Genomic DNA, 17,436 nt, shown 5'->3' on the forward strand with positions numbered 1-17,436 from the left:
CCCAGCCTGTTAGCTGTTCAATCGGTCAGTTTCTTCAATTCGTACAATATTTCCATTGCTTGGCGTGGACTGAGATTGTCCGGGTTTAGTTCCATCAGTCTGTCCAGCGCCGGATGCGGCTCGGGTTCGGAAGCCGGCGCCGGCGCGGCGAACAGATCCGGCTGCACCCGCGCCGCCGACTGGTTTTCCAGGTCGGCCAGGTGGCGGCGCGCGTCGCGTATCACCTTGCCCGGCACCCCGGCTAGCTGCGCCACGGCCAGGCCGTAGCTCTGGCTGGCCGGGCCGTCTTCCACATGGTGCAGGAATACGATGCGGTCCTTGTGTTCCACCGCCGACAGGTGGACGTTGGCCACCGCCGGATATTCGCCCTCCAGCGTGGTCAGCTCGAAATAGTGAGTGGCGAATAAAGTATAGGCGCGGTTCTTTTCAATCAATGCGCGGGCGATGGCCCAGGCCAACGCCAAGCCATCGAAAGTCGAAGTCCCGCGGCCCACCTCGTCCATCAGCACCAGCGAATGCTCGCTGGCGTTGTTGAGGATGTTGGCGGTTTCGGTCATTTCCACCATGAAGGTGGAACGGCCGCCGGCCAGGTCGTCCGACGCGCCGATGCGGGTGAAGATGCGGTCTATCGGGCCGATGACGGCGGAGTCGGCCGGCACGAAGCTGCCGACATGCGCCAACAGCGTGATCAGCGCGTTCTGCCGCATATAGGTGGATTTACCGCCCATGTTCGGGCCGGTGATCAGTAGCAGCTTGCGCTCGTCTGACAGCCGGGTGTCGTTGGCGATGAAGCGCTCCACCTCGGCCTCCACCACCGGGTGGCGGCCGGCGACGATTTCCAGCCTGGGTTCGGCGACGAACTCGGGCTCGACATAATTGCCGATGCCGGCGCGCTGGGCGAAGGCCGACAGCACGTCCAGCGCCGCCACCGCCTGGGCGATCAGCTTCAGCTCGGCGATGTGCGGCGCCAACTGGTCCAGCAGCGCCTCGTACAGCTGCTTCTCCAGCGCCAGCGAGCGGTCCTGCGCGGTCAGCGCCTTGTCCTCGAATTCCTTCAACTCCGGCGTGATGTAGCGTTCGGCGTTCTTCAGCGTCTGGCGGCGGCGGTAGTCGTCAGGCACCTTGTCCGACTGCGCCTTGGACACTTCGATGTAGAAGCCGTGCACGCGGTTGAATTCCACCTTCAGCGTGCTGATGCCGGTGCGCTCTTTTTCGCGCGCCTCCAGCTTCAGCAGGAAATCTCCGCAGTCGGTCTGGATGGCGCGCAGCTCGTCCAGTTCGGCGTGAAAGCCGTGATTGATCACGCCGCCGTCGCGCAGGAAGGTGGACGGCTCGGGCAGGATGGCGGTTTGCAACAGCTCCACCACCGGCGACCGCTCCGGCAATACCGAGGCCAGCTCCTGCAATAGCTTGGCGTCCAGGCCGGCGGCCAGCGCCTTGACGCCGGACAGCGCCGTGAGCGAGTCGCGCAGCGCCGACAGGTCGCGCGGGCGGGCGGAGCGCAGCGCCACGCGGGCGGTGATGCGCTCGATGTCGGACACTTCGGAGAGTTCGGCGTGGATGTCCTGATGGCGCGCCAGCAGCGCGCGCACCGCGCCGTGGCGGCGGGCCAGCTTGGCATGGTTGCGCATCGGGTGGTGCAGCCAGTGGCCCAACAGGCGGCTGCCCATGCTGGTGGCGCAGTGGTCGAGCAGGGAGGCCAGGGTGGGCGAAGCCTCGCCGCGTATGGTTTCGGTCAGCTCCAGATTGCGGCGGGTGGCGGCGTCCATGCGGATCAGCTCGCCGGCGTCTTCCACCGACAGCGCCGAGATGTGGGCCGGATTGACTCCCTGGGTGGACTTCACGTATTCCAGCAAGGCGCCTGCCGCTCCCACCGCCACCGGCAGGGTGTCGGCGCCGAAGCCGGCCAGGTCGCGGGTGCCGAAGTGGCGGGTCAGCGCCAGCTTGGACGATTCGATGTCGAATTGCCACGGCGGCAGCTTCTTCCGGGGGATGGAAATCTGTTCGAACGCCGCCAGGCCGGTGTCGTCCGGGATCACCAGCTCGGCCGGCTTCAGTCGTTCCAGCTCGCTGGCCAGCTCTTCGGCGTCGGCCTGCATGACCTTGAACTCGCCGCTGGCCAGCGACAGCCAGGCCAGGCCCAGCACGCCCTTGACCATGTTCACCGCCAGCACCAGGTTGTCGCGCTTGTCGTCCAGCAGCGCGGCGTCGGTCAGCGTGCCAGGGGTGACGATGCGCACCACCTTGCGCTCCACCGGGCCCTTGGCCAGCGCCGGGTCGCCGATCTGTTCGGCGATGGCCACCGATTCGCCCATCTTCACCAGCCGCGCCAGATAGCCCTCGGCGGCGTGGTAGGGGATGCCGGCCATCTTGATCGGCGTGCCGGCGCTGGCGCCGCGCGCGGTGAGGGTGATGTCCAACAGCCGCGACGCCTTTTCCGCATCCTCGTAGAACAGCTCGTAAAAGTCGCCCATGCGGTAGAACAGCAGCTTGTCGGCGTGGTCGCGTTTCAGGGCTAGATACTGCTGCATCATCGGGGTGTGCTGGGGCGTGCTCATGGGCGGTCGGGCTCTGCTTGGAATGGTGAGTCAATAAACGGCTAACGCCCCGCAGAACCGGGGCGTTGGAATCGCCGCCATTTTAACGCGTGAGAGCAGGGGTGTCAGCCGCGGCGCTCTGCGGCAGAATGGGAACATTGTCGCCGCGGGAGCCGCCATGACTGTCTTGTCCCAGCCGGAGGCGCTGTTGCGCCAATTGTTCGATGCCGCCGTCGCCAGCGCCAGGTCGGAATGCCTGATCGCGCATCTGCCTTCGCCGCCTCGCGGGCGCACCGTGGCGGTGGGGGCGGGCAAGGCCGCCGCGGCGATGGCGCAGGCGCTGGAGCGCGCCTGGCCGGGAGAGCTGTCCGGCGTGGTGGCGACGCGTTACGGCCATGCGCTGCCGACAGAGCGGATCCGGGTGCTGGAGGGCTCCCATCCGGTGCCGGACGAGGCCGGCTGCGACGCCGCGCGGCAAATTCTGGCGGCGGTGCGGGGGCTGAGCGCGGACGATCTGGTGATCTGCTTGCTGTCCGGCGGCGGCTCGGCGCTGCTCACGCTGCCGGCAGAGGGCCTGACGCTGGCCGACAAGCAGGAGATTAGCCGCCAGCTGTTGGCCTGCGGCGCGAGCATCGACGAAATCAACACGGTGCGCAAGCACTTGTCGCGCATCAAGGGCGGGCGGCTGGCGCTGGCTTGCGCGCCGGCGCGGCTGGTGACACTGGCGATATCGGATGTGGTGGGCGACGACGCGGCGGTGATCGCGTCGGGGCCGACGGCGGCCGATCCGAGCACTTACGCCGACGCCCGCGGCGTGGCCGCCAGGTATGGCCTGGCGCTGCCGCCGGCGGCGCGGGCGCTGCTGGAGGCGGAGCCGGACGAAACGCCGAAACCCGGCGACGCGCGGCTGGCGCGCGCCGAATACCGGCTGATCGCCACGCCGCAGCAGGCGCTGGAGGCAGCCGCCGCCCGGGCGCGCCAGGCCGGCCTCAATGTGCTGTTGCTGGGCGACAGCATAGAGGGCGAGGCGTGCGAGGCGGCGAAAGTCCACGCCGGCATCGTCCGCCAGATGGTCCGCCACGGCGGGCTGGCGGCGCGGCCGGCGCTGATCCTGTCCGGCGGCGAAACCACGGTGACGCTGAAAGGCCAGGGCAGGGGCGGGCGCAACAGCGAGTTTCTGCTGGCGCTCGCGCTGGCGCTGGACGGCCTGCCCGGCGTCTACGCCTTGGCGGCCGACACCGACGGCATAGACGGCAGCGAGGACAATGCCGGCGCGCTGCTTGCTCCGGACACGCTGGCGCGCGCCGCCGCGCTGGGCGTGGATGCCCGCGCGCGCTTGGCCGACAACGACGGCTACGGCTTTTTCGCCGCCTTGGACGATTTGCTGGTCACCGGTCCTACCCATACCAACGTCAACGATTTCCGCGCCATCCTGGTGTTGTAGCGTTTCCTCTCCTCATTGCCGGCGGCCATGCGCAGAGATGGCCACTTGCCTTGGCATGGCAATGTCAAATGGGTATCCGTCAAGCGCACAGATCAGACTTTGTTCGTATTGACCCGGACAATCTTCAGCTATTATGATTCATATCAAAGTTTCAGAAATTACTGAAAATTGAGAAAATCATGAATACACCACCTCTGGTGCAGGCCTTCGTGCTGCACTTCGGCGAGATGGGCAGCCGCTGGGGCATCAACCGCACCGTCGGCCAGATCTACGCCTTGCTGTACGTATCGGAAAAACCGCTGAACGCCGACGAGATCGGCGAGGCGATAGGCTGTTCCCGCTCCAACGTCAGCATGGGGCTGAAGGAGTTGCAGTCGTGGCGCCTGGTCAGGCTGCAGCACTTCCCCGGCGACCGGCGCGAATACTTCTCCACCCCGGAAGACGTGTGGCTGATCTTCAAGACCCTGGCCGAGGAGCGCAAGAAGCGCGAGGTGGAGCCGACGCTGACCATGCTGCGCGGCGCCATCATGGAAAGCCCGGCCAGCGAGGCGGAGCAGCACGCGCAGGCCAGGATGAAGGAGATGTACCAGCTGATCGAACTGGTCACAACCTGGTTCTCCGACATCCAGCACATGGACGTGGAAACGCTGCAGCGGCTGATGAAGTTGGGCTCGCAGGTGCAGAAGGTGCTGCAGTTCACCCAATCGCTGTCCAGGCTGGGCAGCCGTGATCACGACCGGGAGCACATGGAATGATGACCGAAATCGACCCCGTCACGCTGGCGCGCATCCAGTTCGCCACCAATATCAGTTTTCACATCCTGTTTCCCACCATCAATATCGCGATGGCCTGGGTGTTGCTGTTCTTCAAGGTGCGCTTCCGTCAGACCGGCGAGCAGGGCTGGATGGACGCCTACGCCTTCTGGGTGAAGATCTTCGCGCTGTCGTTCGCGCTGGGGGTGGTGTCCGGCGTCACCATGAGCTTCCAGTTCGGCACCAATTGGCCCGGCTATATGCAGACGGTGGGCAATATCGCCGGCCCCTTGCTGGCCTATGAAATCCTGACCGCCTTCTTCCTGGAGGCCGGCTTCCTCGGCATCATGCTGTTCGGCCGCTCGCGGGTGCCGGAGAAGGTGCACACGCTGGCCACGCTGTTGGTGGCGGGCGGCAACACGCTGTCGGCATTCTGGATCATCGCCCTCAATTCCTGGATGCAGACGCCCGCCGGCTTCGTGATGCGCGACGGCCGCGCCCACGTGGTGGACTGGCTGCAGGTGATATTCAACCCGTCCATGCCTTACCGCCTCACCCACATGCTGATCGCGTCCGGGCTGACCGTGGCGTTTTTGATCGCCGGGCTGTCGGCCTACCGCTACCTGAGGGGCGAGTGCGGCCGCGGCGTGATGCTGGCGCTCAAAAGCGGGGTGTTCCTGGCGGCGCTGCTGATTCCGCTGCAGATGTTCGTCGGCGACATGCACGGCCTGAACACCCTCAAGCACCAGCCTGCCAAGCTGGCGGCGATAGAGGGCATCTGGCATACCGAGAAGAACGTGCCGCTGTTGCTGTTCGCGCTGCCCAACGGCGAAACCCGCAGCAACGACTACGCCGTCGCCGTGCCGGAGCTAGGCAGCCTGATCCTCACCCACAAGTGGGGCGGCGAGATCAAGGGCTTGAACGAGTTCGAGCAGCATCCGCCGGTGGCCAAGGTGTTCTGGAGCTTCCGCGTGATGGTGGGCATGGGCATGCTGATGTTGCTGGCTTCGTGGCTGGCGGCCTGGCAGCTGAAGAGGCGCGGCGAATTGGCCAAGCCGCTGGCGTGGCTGCTGGTAGGCATGACCTTCGCCGGCTGGATCGCCACGCTGGCCGGCTGGTTCGTCACCGAGATCGGCCGCCAGCCCTGGCTGGTGACCGGGGTGCTGACCACCGCCCAGGCGGCCGGCAAGGCCACCGCGCCGATGCTGTTCACCTCGCTGGGCACCTATCTCGCGCTGTACGCGCTGCTGCTCTTGGCCTATATCTCGGTATTGTTCCACCTGGCGCGCAAGGCCGGCGAGCATGACGCGGCGGGCGAAACCCAACTGAAGGAGAAACTGGCATGAGCGAGGCATACTACCTGCCGGCGATCTTCGCCGGACTGATGGCGCTGTCCATGCTGGTGTACGTGGTGCTGGACGGTTTCGACCTGGGAGTCGGCATTCTGCTGCCGCTGGCGAAGGACGAAGAGAAAGACTTGATGATCGCGTCGATCGGCCCGTTCTGGGACGCCAACGAAACCTGGCTGGTGCTGGGCGCCGGCCTGTTGCTGGTGGCCTTTCCCATCGCCCACGGCGTGGTGTTCGGCGCGCTTTATCTGCCGGTGCTGGCGATGCTGGTGGGGCTGATTCTGCGCGGCGTGGCCTTCGACTTCCGCGTCAAGGCGCAAGACCCGCACAAGCCGTGGTGGAACGCGGCCTTCGCCGGCGGCTCGCTGCTGGCGGCGCTGGCGCAGGGCGTGATGCTGGGCCGCTATCTCACCGGCTTTGCCGACAGCTCCACCTCCTGGGTGTTCGCGCTGGTGGTAGGCGTCGGCCTGGCGCTGGCCTATGCGCTGCTGGGCGCCTGCTGGCTGGTGATGAAGGCCCATGGCCAATTGCAGGCCAAGGCCATCGTCTGGGCCGAGTACGCGCTGTATGGGGCCGGGCTGGCCGTGCTGGCGGTCTCGGTGGTGACGCCGCTGGCCAATCCAGCCATCGCCGCCAAGTGGTTCGCGCTGCCGCAGTTCCTGCTGCTGCTGCCGCTGCCGCTGGGCTCGCTGGCCCTGTTCGCGCTGCTGGTGATCAGTCTGCCCAGGCTGGCGCGGCGCCAGGCCGCCGGCAACGACAGCTTCTGCTGGCTGCCGTTCGCCGCCAGCGTCGGCATCGTGCTGCTGTCGTTCTGGGGGCTGACTTACAGTGTGTTCCCGGAAGTGGTGCTGGGCAAGATGACCATCTGGCAGGCGGCGGCCGATCCGGAGGCCTTGTGGATAATCCTGTGGGGCGCTGTGGTGGTGCTGCCATGCATCATCGGCTACACCGCCTTCGCCTACCGGGTGTTCTGGGGCAAGGCCGACAAGCTTAGCTATCAATAGTCTGACAATCCGTTTGCCGGAAAATGGCGCGCCTGATGGCGTGCCATTTTTTCATGGCAGCCATGATGATTCGTGCATAAAGACGCTTGCCGTAAATATATTGACATATTAATGTAACGTTCTCGTCATTTCATGCGGCCACAATCCGCCGCTTGATGCCCTGCCGCACCCACGATAAAACGGAGAAACCGATGAGCGTTGCCCTGAGCCGTTCCGCCCGCCGCGCCCAAGCCCTGGCCCCCCTGTTGCTGACGCTGGCGCTGCCGGCCCATGCCCTCACCGAAATCCAGTTCTGGCATTCGATGGACGGCGCGTTGGGCGACCGCGTCAACGCCATCGCCGCCCAGTTCAACGCTTCGCAGAAAGATTACAAGGTGGTGACGGTGTACAAGGGCCAGTACGACGAGTCGCTGGCCGCCGCCATCGCCGCCTACCGCAGCGGCAACGCGCCAGCCATCGTCCAGGTGTTCGAGGTGGGTACCGCCACCATGATTCAGGCGAAAAAGGCGGTCAAGCCGGTATACCAGGTGATGGCCGACGCCGGCGAGAAGCTGGACGAGAAGGCCTTCATTCCGGCGGTGGCCAGCTATTACGCCGACGCCAGGACCGGCCGTCTGTTGTCCTTGCCGTTCAACAGCTCCACGCCGGTGCTGTACTACAACAAGGACGCGTTCAAGAAAGCCGGCCTGCCTGACGCGCCGCCCAAGACCTGGCCGGAGCTGGCCGCCGCCGCCGCCAAGCTCAAGGCTTCCGGCATGCGTTGCGGCTACAGCACCGGCTGGCAGGGATGGGTGCAGCTGGAAAGCTTCAGCGCCTGGCACAGCCTGCCGTTCGCCAGCCTGGACAATGGCTTTGGCGGCAGCAAGGCGACGCTGGAATTCAACAACCCCATCCAGGTCAAGCACATCGAATTCCTGGCCAGGATGGCCAAAGACGGCACTTTCAGCTACGCCGGCCGCAAGGATGAGGCCACGCTGAAGTTCTACAGCGGCGAGTGCGGCATCATGACCGGCAGCTCCGGCTCGCTGGCCAATATCCGCCAGAACGCCAAGTTCGCCTTCGGCATGGGCATGATGCCCTACGACCCGGCGGTGAAGGGCGCGCCGCAGAACGCGCTGATCGGCGGCGCCAGCCTGTGGGTGATGGCAGGCAAGAGCCCGGCGGAATACAAGGGCGTGGCCAGGTTCTTCACGATGCTGACCAGCCCGGCGGTGATGGCCAAGTGGCACCAGGACACCGGCTATCTGCCGGTGGTGACCTCGGCTTACGACCTATCCCGCAAGCAGGGCTTCTACGACAAGAACCCGGGCGCCGACATCGCCACTCGCCAGATGTTGAACAAGCCGCCCAAGTCCTATACCCGCGGCCTGCGCCTGGGCTATATGCCGCAGATCCGCACCGTGATGGACGAGGAGCTGGAAGACGTGTGGACCGGCAAGAAAACCGCCAAGACGGCGCTGGACAACGCGGTGCTGCGCGGCAACGACCTGCTGCGCCGCTTCGAGAAGACGGCCAACTGATTCCGATCCAGAACGGGCGCGCCGCGCAGGCCGCCCGTTGTTCCTGACGAGCCTCGCAGATGCAAAACCGCACCCATTTTCCCCAGCGCTGGCTGGGGCTGGCGCTGATGGCCCCGCAGCTGGCCATCACCGTCGTGTTCTTCCTGTGGCCGGCGCTGGAGGCCTTGTGGCAGTCGGCGCAGCAGCAGGACCCGTTCGGCCTGTCCAGCGAGTTTGTCGGCCTGGCCAATTTCAGCCAGCTGTTCCGCGATCCGCTGTATCTGGGCACTTTTGAAACCACGCTGCTGTTCAGCGCGCTGGTCACCATCATCGGCATGGGCAGCGCGCTGCTGCTGGCGGTGATGGCCAACCAGATCACGCGCGGCCGCCGCGCCTACCAGACCATCCTGATCGCGCCTTACGCCATCGCGCCTTCGGTGGTGGCGGTGCTGTGGCTGTTCCTGTTCAATCCCAGCCTGGGCTGGATCAGCTATCTGCTGCGCGGAGTCGGCTACGAGTGGAACCACGCGCTCAACGGCGGCCAGGCCCTGCTGCTGGTGGTGCTGGCCTCGGCCTGGAAGCAGATCAGCTACAACTTCCTGTTCTTCTACGCCGGCCTGCAGGCGATTCCTGCGTCGCTGATCGAGGCGGCGGCGATAGACGGCGCCGGCCCGGTCCGGCGTTTCCGCGACTTGGTGTTTCCGCTGTTGTCGCCCACCAGCTTCTTCCTGCTGGTGGTCAATCTGGTGTACGCCTTCTTCGACACGTTCGCGGTGATAGACGCGGCAACCGGCGGCGGCCCGGGCAAGTCCACCGAGACCATGATCCTCAAGGTGTATCTGGAAGGCTTCAAGGGCCTGGACCTGGGCAGCTCCGCCGCGCAGTCGGTGGTGCTGATGCTCATCGTCGGCGCGCTGACGCTGGTGCAGTTCCGTTATGTGGAAAGAAAGGTGCAGTACTGATGGTAGAAAACCGCAAGGGGCTGGATCTGTTCTGCCACGCCATGCTGATCGCCGGCGCGCTGGTGGTGGCCTTTCCTTTATATCTGATGCTGATCGCCGCCACCCAGAGCGCCGATCAGGTGACGCAGGTGCCGCTGTCGCTGCTGCCGGGCAGCCGGCTGTGGGAAAACCTGAACACCGTGCTGTGGTCCGGCAGCGGCGGGCTGGCGGTGCCGCTGGCGCGCACGCTGTGGAACAGCCTGTTGATGGCGCTGTTGATCGCGGCGGGCAAGATCTCCATCTCGCTGCTGTCGGCCTACGCCATCGTCTATTTCCGCTTCCCGCTGCGCAGCGTCGGCTTCGCGCTGATCTTCGCCACGCTGATGCTGCCGGTGGAAGTGCGCATCTTCCCGACGGTGGAGGTGGTGACCAAGATGGGGCTGATCAACAGCTACACCGGCCTGACGCTGCCCCTGATCGCTTCCGCCACCGCCACCTTCCTGCTGCGGCAATTTTTCATGACGCTGCCCAAGGAGCTGGTGGAGGCGGCGCGGGTGGACGGCGCTGGACCGATCCGCTTCCTGATCGACATCGTGCTGCCCTTGTCGCGCACCAATATCGCGGCGCTGTTCGTGATCACCTTCATCTACGGCTGGAATCAGTACCTGTGGCCGCTGTTGGTCACCCACGACCCGGCGATGTCCACCGCGGTGATCGCGATCAAGGGCATGCTGGGCGAGGGCGCCACCCAGTGGCATCTGGTGATGGCGGCGTCCCTGTTGACGCTGCTGCCGCCGCTGGCGGTGGTGATAGGCATGCAGCGCTGGTTCGTCAAGGGCCTGGTGGACAACGAAAAATGAGAGGGGCTGCCAGATGGCGCAATTGAAACTGTCCAATATCCGCAAGCGCTATCCCGGCGCCGACAAGCGGGTGCTGGAGGAGATATCGGTAGACATCGCCGACGGCGAGTTCGTGGTGATAGTCGGTCCGTCCGGCTGCGGCAAGTCCACCTTGCTCAGGATGGTGGCGGGGCTGGAAAGCATAGAAGAAGGCGAGATCCGCATCGGCGCCAAGCTGGTCAACCAACTGGAGCCCAAGGATCGCGACATCGCGATGGTGTTCCAGAACTACGCGCTGTATCCGCATATGACGGTGGCGGAAAACATGGGTTACGCGCTGAAGCTGCGCGGCCTGTCCAAGACCGATATCCTGGAGCGGGTCCGCAAGGTGGCGGCGGTGCTGGAGCTGGAGCAGCTGCTCGCGCGCAAGCCGCGCGAATTGTCCGGCGGCCAGCGCCAGCGCGTGGCGATGGGCCGAGCCATCGTGCGCGAGCCGGCGGTGTTCCTGTTCGACGAGCCGCTGTCCAATCTGGACGCCAAACTGCGCGGCCAGATGCGGCTGGAGATCCAGCGCCTGCACCGGCGCCTGGCCACCACCAGCCTCTACGTCACCCATGACCAGGTGGAGGCGATGACGCTGGCCGACCGGGTGATCGTGCTGAACAAGGGCCATATCGAGCAGATAGGCGCGCCGGACGAGATCTACGACCGGCCGGCGTCGACTTTCGTCGCCAGCTTCATGGGCTCGCCCGGCATGAATCTGTTCGATGGCGAGGTGGATGGGCAGGGCGAGCGGGTCGCGCTGGACGGCGGCGTCAGCCTGACGCTGCCGCAGCCGCGCAGAGACCTCGCTGGCCGCAAGTTGCGCGTCGGCATCCGCCCCGAACACCTGCAGGCCGGCGGCGGCCAGACGCTCAGCCTCAGGGTGGATACGATGGAAATGCTAGGCGCCGACAATTACGTCTACGGTCTGATGGCCGGCCAGAACGTGGTGGCGCGGCTCGCCCATGGCCAGCGCCCCGAGCCGGGCAGCCGGCTGGAGCTATCGGTGCAGGCCGGCGCGCTGCACCTGTTTGACGCCCAAACCCAACGGAGAATTGAACATGCCGCAGCACAAGCAGCCCTGGCCGTATCCTGAAGTCGTCGCCCACCGCGGCGGCGGCACGCTGGCGCCGGAGAACACCATCGCCGGCTTCCGCGAAGGCGTCCGTTACGGCTACCGCGCGGCGGAGTGCGACGTGAAATTGTCGGCGGACAATGTCTGTTTCTTGCTGCACGACGACACTGTGGACCGCACCAGCAACGGCAAGGCCCCGGCCGCCGGCATGTCCATGGCCCAGCTGTCGCAGCTGGATGCCGGCCGGTGGAAGGGCGCGGCCTTCGCTGGCGAGGCGCTGCCGACGCTGAGCAATGTCGCCGGCTACTGCCTGGCGCAGAACATGCTGCTGAATATCGAGATCAAGCCCTGCCCGGGACGATTCGAGGAAACCGGCCGCCTGGTGGCGCTGGAGGCCGCCCGCCTATGGGCAGGCGCGGCGGTGCCGCCCTTGCTGTCGTCGTTTGAAATCGACGCCTTGCGCGCGGCGAAGGCCGCCGCGCCGGCATTGCCGCGCGCCTTCCTGTGTGAGGATATCCCCGGAAACTGGCGCGACATCCTGGCGGAGCTGGACTGCGTTGCGCTGCATTGCGACCACCACGCGCTGACGGCGGAATTGGCGCGCGAGGTCAAGCAGGCCGGCTACCAGCTCTTGTGCTACACGGTGAACGATCCCGCCGACGCCCGGCGCCTGCTGGCCTGGGGCGTGGACAGCCTATGCACCGACCGGCTGGACTTGTTGCCGGCGCGGCGCTGAGCGCCGGCTATTGCGGCCAGCGCTGCAGAATGGCCTGCAGCCCGCCGTTCTGCTGCAGCTTCTTCAGCGCGGCCTCGAACTGCCGCGCGCGCGGATCGCCCTTGGCGAAGGCCACGTAGCGCGGCATCTCCACCAGCGGCTTGGACAGCACCCGCACCTGGTTTGCCGCCTGCAACTGCTGGAGGAAATACAGCAGCTGCACCTTGTCGCCGACGATCACGTCCACTCGGCCGGCCAATAGCATGGTCACCAGCTGGCGCGGCGAGGTGGCGTGCAGATCGCGCGCGAGGTCGGCCTTGTCGAAGTCGGTGTCGTAGCTGTAGCCGTGCACCTGACCGATCAGATAAGGTTTGAGATCGTATAGGCCGCGCCAGTAGCGCAACGAGCTCTGAGCCAGGGTGATGAACACGGTTTGCCCCTTGCGCAGCGGTCCCACCAAATCGTATTGGGCGCGGCGTTCGGCGGTGCCAGTGAAGACGAAGCCGGCGTCGGCGTCTTTCAGCGTCAGCTGCAGCTTCACTCTTTCCCACGGCAGCAGGTTGATGCGGAACGGCACGCCGGTTTCCCGCATCACCGCGCTCACCAGTTCCACGTTCAGCCCCTGCGGCGTGCGGCCGTCCTGGTCCAGATAGCTGTACGGTTCGAAACTGGCGTCGGCCACCAGCCGCCACGACGGTTCGCCCGCCAGGCAGGCCATGCACCACAACGCCGTCATCCAATAGCCGATCGTTTTCATCCGCCTTGTCGCCCCCGTTGCCGATGATGCGTTGGCTCCCAGCTTAGCGCCGGCGCAGTAGCAATTGAATCACTCTGAAGCATAAATGAGGTTTCGCTTTAATTCGCCTGTATTCGACCGTTGTCTTGAAATGGGCGGTGTCGGGGCGAGAAGCGCCGCCGAGAAGAGCGCGTGTTGCGGGATGGTTTCACATTGCCATTCGCATGCCTTGTCCGGCCGGGCCTGGCAAAAGCCAGTCGGCGCCGGTCTTGCGTCGCCTTATATAGCGCTGGCGCCGGGCAATGAATTTTGTTTTTAGCGAGGGAGAGTTTTGATGAATTGCCAGCAATCGCTTTCTTTTGCTAGATTCGACCCAATCGCCGCCGTTTGCGCGGCAGACATTCGGTAGGGGCCCGCACCGAATCCCGTGTTGGTTCTCACGGCATCGTTACCATCCCGGCGTCAGACCGGGACTGTTCCAACCTTCCCATCCCACGTTCCGGCGGCAAGCGCCGCCGGCGGGGGATGCTTTCGCTCAGACGTCCAAGGAGAACCATGGAGTTGTTTCATTCTTTGATCAATGCGGTCAACGACGTGCTGTGGGGCAAGATCCTGATTGCCCTGCTGCTGCTGGTCGGCCTGTATTTCACGCTGCGTTCCGGCCTGTTGCAGCTGCGGCTGTTTTCCCGCGGCTGGCAGGAGATGGTGGGCGGCCGCGGCGGCCACCGCAGCCGGGACGACATCTCGCCGTTCCAGGCCTTCGCCACCGGCCTCGCCAGTCGGGTGGGCACCGGCAATATCGCCGGGGTGGCCATCGCCATCGCCGCCGGCGGTCCCGGCGCGGTCTTCTGGATGTGGCTGACCGCCTTGCTCGGCATGTCCAGCGCCTTCGTCGAATCGACGCTGGCGCAGCTGTTCAAGACCAGCCACCACGACAGCACCTTCCGCGGCGGCCCGGCTTACTACATCCAGAAAGGCCTGGGCCAGCGCTGGTTGGGCGTGTTGTTCGCCCTCTGTCTGATCCTGGCCTTCGGCCTGGTGTTCAACGCGGTGCAAGCCAACTCCATCGTCGCTGCCACCCAGGGCGCCTGGGGCTGGCAGCCGTGGGCGGTGGGCCTGGCGCTGGTGGCGTTGACCGCGCCGGTGATCTTCGGTGGCGTGCGCGCCGTGGCGCGGGTGGCGGAATGGCTGGTGCCGGTGATGGCGCTGATCTACCTGCTGATGGCCCTCTACGTGCTGGCCATCCACGCGGCTGAGCTGCCTGGCTTGTTCATGCTGATCGTCAAGAGCGCGCTGGGCCTGGAGCAGGCGGCAGGCGGCGTGGCCGGCTACGCGGTGAGCCAGGCGATGATGCTGGGCATCAAGCGCGGCCTGTTCTCCAACGAGGCCGGCATGGGGTCGGCGCCCAATGCCGCCGCCACCGCCACTTCGCGTCATCCGGCCAGCCAGGGCGCGATCCAGATGTTCGGTGTGTTCATCGACACCATGGTGATCTGCACCGCCACCGCCGCCATCATCCTGCTGACCGGCGTGCACGACCAGGGGCTGAGCGGGGTGGCGCTGACGCAGAAGGCGATAGAGTCGCAGTTCGGGCCGATAGGCGTTTCCTTTCTGGCGGTGGCGATGTTCCTGTTCGCCTTCTCCTCCATCCTGGGCAACTACGCCTACGCCGAGGGCAATGTCGAATTCATCCGCAACAGCAAGAAGGCGCTGTTGGCCTTCCGGCTGGTGGTGCTGGCGATGGTGCTGTTCGGCGCGCTGGCCAGCCTGCCGCTGGTGTGGGACATGGCCGACCTGGCGATGGGTATGATGGCGCTGATCAACTTGGCGGCCATCCTGTTGTTGTCGCGCTTCTTCTTCGTGGTGCTGGGCGATTATCAGCGCCAGCTGAAGGCGGGCGTGGCGGCGCCGGAATTCAAGGTGGAGGGGTATCCCGAGCTGGCGGCCAAGGTGGAGAAGGGGATTTGGTAGCCAGGGGGTGCTTGTTGGCTTGTAGACACCCATGAATATTGTTCACTGAGCGTGTGGGCAACTGAGCTTGGTTTGGTCGCCATCCTCTTCCCCTTCGGCGCGTGCCGATAAAATAGCCTGGAGCCAGGGGATATAAGCCGCCGCATGTTCGACGCCGAAGGCTAGTTCGGCGGCTACTGGCTCCAGGCTGTTTTGTCGGGGTTTCCCGCGCCGCAGCGGCCGCCTAGGGTTGCAAGGAAACTGGCGGCGCAGTTCCCTTGCCCGTCCGGCGGGCGGAACCGTCATCAAAACAATCTTCCGCGTAGCGGAATCCACTGCTTTTCCCGCGTTGGGTGAGCCATGCCGTCGGCTTCGTTTTACGTGAGCGGCATGGCCTTTAGGCTTTCCTTTACACCGTAAACCGGCTCGCCAGCCCCATCAGCCGCTGTGAAATCGCCTGCAACTCGCCTGCGGTCTGGGCGCTGGCCTTGACCTCGCTGGCGTTCTGCTCCGACATCCGCGATACCTGCTCCACATTCTGCGCCAGCACCTGGCTGGCGCTGCTCTGCTCTTGCAAGGACACCATGATCTGGTTGATGCTGCCCAGCACATCGTCCACGCAATGGCGTATCCCCGCCATGCTGGAGCCGGCGTCGCGGCTGCGCTGCAGGCCGTCCATGATGGCCTGCATGCCCACCTGCATGCTCTCGCTGCCTTTTTGCGCGGTGCTCTGGATCCTGGCGACGATATTGCTGATCTCGGTGGTGGACAGCGCGGTGCGTTCGGCCAGCTTGCGCACCTCGTCGGCCACCACCGCGAAGCCGCGGCCCATCTCGCCGGCGCGCGCCGCCTCTATCGCCGCGTTGAGCGCCAGCAGATTGGTCTGGTCGGCCACGTCGCGGATCACGTCGACGATGCTGACGATAGACTCCGACTGCCGGCTCAGATCGCTGATGGTTTCCGATACCGAGGATACGTCGCGCACGATGCCGTCCATGCTGGTGGTGGTGGCGCTGATCACCTTGTCGCCGGCGGTGGACTGCACCACCGCGGTGCGCGACAGTTGATTGGCGTGTTCGGACTGCTCGGCGCTCACCGTCAGGCTGGCGCTCAGTTGCTCGATGGCGGCGGCCATGCTGAAGGCGGCCTCGTTCTGCAGGGTGCTGCTGGTGGTGATGCTGCGCGCGCTTTGCGCCATCTGGGCCGCCGCGTTGTTCACCTCGTTGGAGGTATCCAGCAGTTGGGCGACGGTTTCGCGCAACTGGTCGCGCATCTGGCGTATCGATGCCAGCAGGCTCTGACTATCCTGCCTGCGCAGCTGGATTTGAGTGTCCAGCCGGCCGGCGGCCAGTTGTTCCACCACTTGCTGCACGTAGAACGGCTCTCCGCCCAGTTGCAGGGTGATGGACAGATAGAGTTGCTGGAACAGGAAGATGGCCAGCAGCATGGCGGCGATGCCTATGCCGATGTAGGTGTTGCGCTGCCAGGCGGTGCGGTCTATCCGCGCTTGCAGCAGCTGATCCAGTTGCTTGAGTTCCAGCGCGATGTAGTCGGCGATGGCGGGGGCGTTTTCCGCGGTGTGGCCGGCCACTTTCAGGCCGCCGGCGCCGCTTTTGCCGGCGACGGCGTCGAACAGCGCGGCGCTCTGGCTTTTCAGGATGGCGGCAAGCTTGTCGGCCTGGGCGCTGAGGCCGGTTTTCAGGCTGGCGTTGTAGGCGATGGCCTTGCCGACGTCGCTGCCCAAGCCGTCGCCGGCCTCCGCGATCAGCGGGCGCAATTCCACCAGGCGGTCGCGCTGCGCCGGCGTCAGCGCCTGGTTGGCTTCGGCCAGCGCGGCGATGGCGTTGGCTTCGCCCAGATGGATGAGCACGCTGGTCAGCTTGGTGGTGGCGGCGTCCATCAGATAGTAGGTGTCGATGTCCGGGTCCAGCGTCAGGTTGGAGTTGTCGCTGATCACGCCGATCAGATTGTTCAGCTGGTCGTTGAGCGCGCCGTAGCCGGCGATCAGTTGCGCCGGCGTGGCCGATCCCAGCGCCTGCAGCTTGTCCCAGCTCGCCGCGGCGCCCTTCCAGGCATCGCCGCTGGCCAGGTCGGCGCCCAGTTGTTCATTGACGGTTTTCAGCGCCTGCCACCGCGCCTGCAACTGCGATGCGCCGGCGGCCAGCGCGTTCTTGGCCTGTCCGTCGCCGAGCGCCGCGTGCACCGCCAAGTCCTGCTGCTGCTGGACCGCGGCCAGAAGGCCGGCCAGCGGCTGCATGTAAACCACGCCCACTCTTTCCTTGGTGGTGGAGTCGATATTGTCCTGGTTGCTGTGATACAGGCCGTACACCAGATAGAGCAGGGCCGCGGCGAAAACCAGGCCTATCAGGGCGAAGCGCTGGGGATAGCTCAGGCGTTGCATCAGCCTGACGATGGGGGTGGACATGCAACGGCTCCTTCGAATCAACCATGACTACAACGTTCTGGTTCCAGACATGCGAACGGGGGTTTCTCGCTGTTCACTGTATAAGTGAATTTGCTTAGCGCAAAGCGGAATTCTTGCAGTTTGCGTTA

General features: G+C 65.3%; 13 protein-coding genes. 10 read left to right on the forward strand and 3 right to left on the reverse strand.

The window, feature by feature from the left end; genetic code table 11:
• Positions 1 to 17: 17 nt before the first annotated feature.
• On the reverse strand, positions 18 to 2,558 hold the full coding sequence (gene mutS / locus BI344_RS14710; RefSeq protein ID WP_071113641.1) for a DNA mismatch repair protein MutS: 2,541 nt from the start codon (positions 2,556 to 2,558) through the stop codon (positions 18 to 20).
• Between the two features lie 157 nt (positions 2,559 to 2,715).
• Here mutS and BI344_RS14715 point away from each other — a divergent pair, with 157 nt between their 5' ends.
• The 9 genes from BI344_RS14715 (at position 2,716) to ugpQ (ending at position 12,218) form a co-directional block, all read left to right on the forward strand.
• A complete protein-coding gene (locus tag BI344_RS14715; protein ID WP_071113642.1) occupies positions 2,716 to 3,981 on the forward strand; it encodes a glycerate kinase type-2 family protein in 1,266 nt (421 codons plus the stop codon).
• A gap of 179 nt (positions 3,982 to 4,160) precedes the next feature.
• Entirely contained in the window at positions 4,161 to 4,736 is a 576-nt protein-coding gene (locus BI344_RS14720) for a GbsR/MarR family transcriptional regulator (RefSeq protein ID WP_071113643.1), read from the forward strand.
• Positions 4,733 to 6,079 carry a cytochrome ubiquinol oxidase subunit I gene (locus BI344_RS14725; RefSeq protein ID WP_071113644.1) on the forward strand — a complete coding sequence of 449 codons (1,347 nt, stop codon included), beginning with the start codon at positions 4,733 to 4,735 and terminating at the stop codon, positions 6,077 to 6,079. The genes BI344_RS14720 and BI344_RS14725 overlap by 4 nt, the downstream gene beginning before the upstream one ends.
• Positions 6,076 to 7,086, forward strand: coding sequence for a cytochrome d ubiquinol oxidase subunit II (locus tag BI344_RS14730; RefSeq protein ID WP_071113645.1), 1,011 nt, complete (start codon positions 6,076 to 6,078; stop codon positions 7,084 to 7,086). Before BI344_RS14725 ends, BI344_RS14730 begins: the two co-directional genes overlap by 4 nt.
• A gap of 191 nt (positions 7,087 to 7,277) precedes the next feature.
• On the forward strand, positions 7,278 to 8,606 hold the full coding sequence (gene ugpB, locus BI344_RS14735; protein ID WP_083338711.1) for a sn-glycerol-3-phosphate ABC transporter substrate-binding protein UgpB: 1,329 nt from the start codon (positions 7,278 to 7,280) through the stop codon (positions 8,604 to 8,606).
• Between the two features lie 59 nt (positions 8,607 to 8,665).
• The gene (gene ugpA / locus BI344_RS14740) at positions 8,666 to 9,547 is read left to right on the forward strand and encodes a sn-glycerol-3-phosphate ABC transporter permease UgpA (RefSeq protein ID WP_071113646.1); all 882 of its coding nucleotides are present in this window, start codon (positions 8,666 to 8,668) and stop codon (positions 9,545 to 9,547) included.
• Positions 9,547 to 10,386, forward strand: coding sequence for a sn-glycerol-3-phosphate ABC transporter permease UgpE (gene ugpE / locus BI344_RS14745; RefSeq protein WP_071113647.1), 840 nt, complete (start codon positions 9,547 to 9,549; stop codon positions 10,384 to 10,386). The genes ugpA and ugpE overlap by 1 nt, the downstream gene beginning before the upstream one ends.
• Before the next feature lie 13 nt (positions 10,387 to 10,399).
• Positions 10,400 to 11,503 (forward strand): sn-glycerol-3-phosphate import ATP-binding protein UgpC, encoded by a 1,104-nt coding sequence (locus BI344_RS14750; RefSeq protein WP_071113648.1) that lies wholly within the window; start codon positions 10,400 to 10,402, stop codon positions 11,501 to 11,503.
• Positions 11,469 to 12,218 carry a glycerophosphodiester phosphodiesterase gene (gene ugpQ / locus BI344_RS14755; protein ID WP_071113649.1) on the forward strand — a complete coding sequence of 250 codons (750 nt, stop codon included), beginning with the start codon at positions 11,469 to 11,471 and terminating at the stop codon, positions 12,216 to 12,218. Before BI344_RS14750 ends, ugpQ begins: the two co-directional genes overlap by 35 nt.
• 7 nt (positions 12,219 to 12,225) lie before the next feature.
• Here ugpQ and BI344_RS14760 read toward each other — a convergent pair whose 3' ends face one another.
• Positions 12,226 to 12,954 carry a substrate-binding periplasmic protein gene (locus tag BI344_RS14760; RefSeq protein ID WP_083370229.1) on the reverse strand — a complete coding sequence of 243 codons (729 nt, stop codon included), beginning with the start codon at positions 12,952 to 12,954 and terminating at the stop codon, positions 12,226 to 12,228.
• A 534-nt stretch (positions 12,955 to 13,488) separates the two neighbouring features.
• On the opposite strand from BI344_RS14760, the gene BI344_RS14765 reads away from it, so the two are divergent.
• Positions 13,489 to 14,904: an alanine/glycine:cation symporter family protein gene (locus tag BI344_RS14765; protein ID WP_071113650.1), complete on the forward strand. Its 1,416-nt coding sequence runs from the start codon at positions 13,489 to 13,491 to the stop codon at positions 14,902 to 14,904.
• A gap of 388 nt (positions 14,905 to 15,292) precedes the next feature.
• Here the strand turns inward: BI344_RS14765 and BI344_RS14770 are convergent, their stop codons facing one another.
• The gene (locus BI344_RS14770) at positions 15,293 to 17,308 is read right to left on the reverse strand and encodes a methyl-accepting chemotaxis protein (RefSeq protein ID WP_071113651.1); all 2,016 of its coding nucleotides are present in this window, start codon (positions 17,306 to 17,308) and stop codon (positions 15,293 to 15,295) included.
• Positions 17,309 to 17,436: the final 128 nt, after the last annotated feature.

Source organism: Chromobacterium sphagni (assembly GCF_001855555.1).
Taxonomy (GTDB): domain Bacteria; phylum Pseudomonadota; class Gammaproteobacteria; order Burkholderiales; family Chromobacteriaceae; genus Chromobacterium; species Chromobacterium sphagni.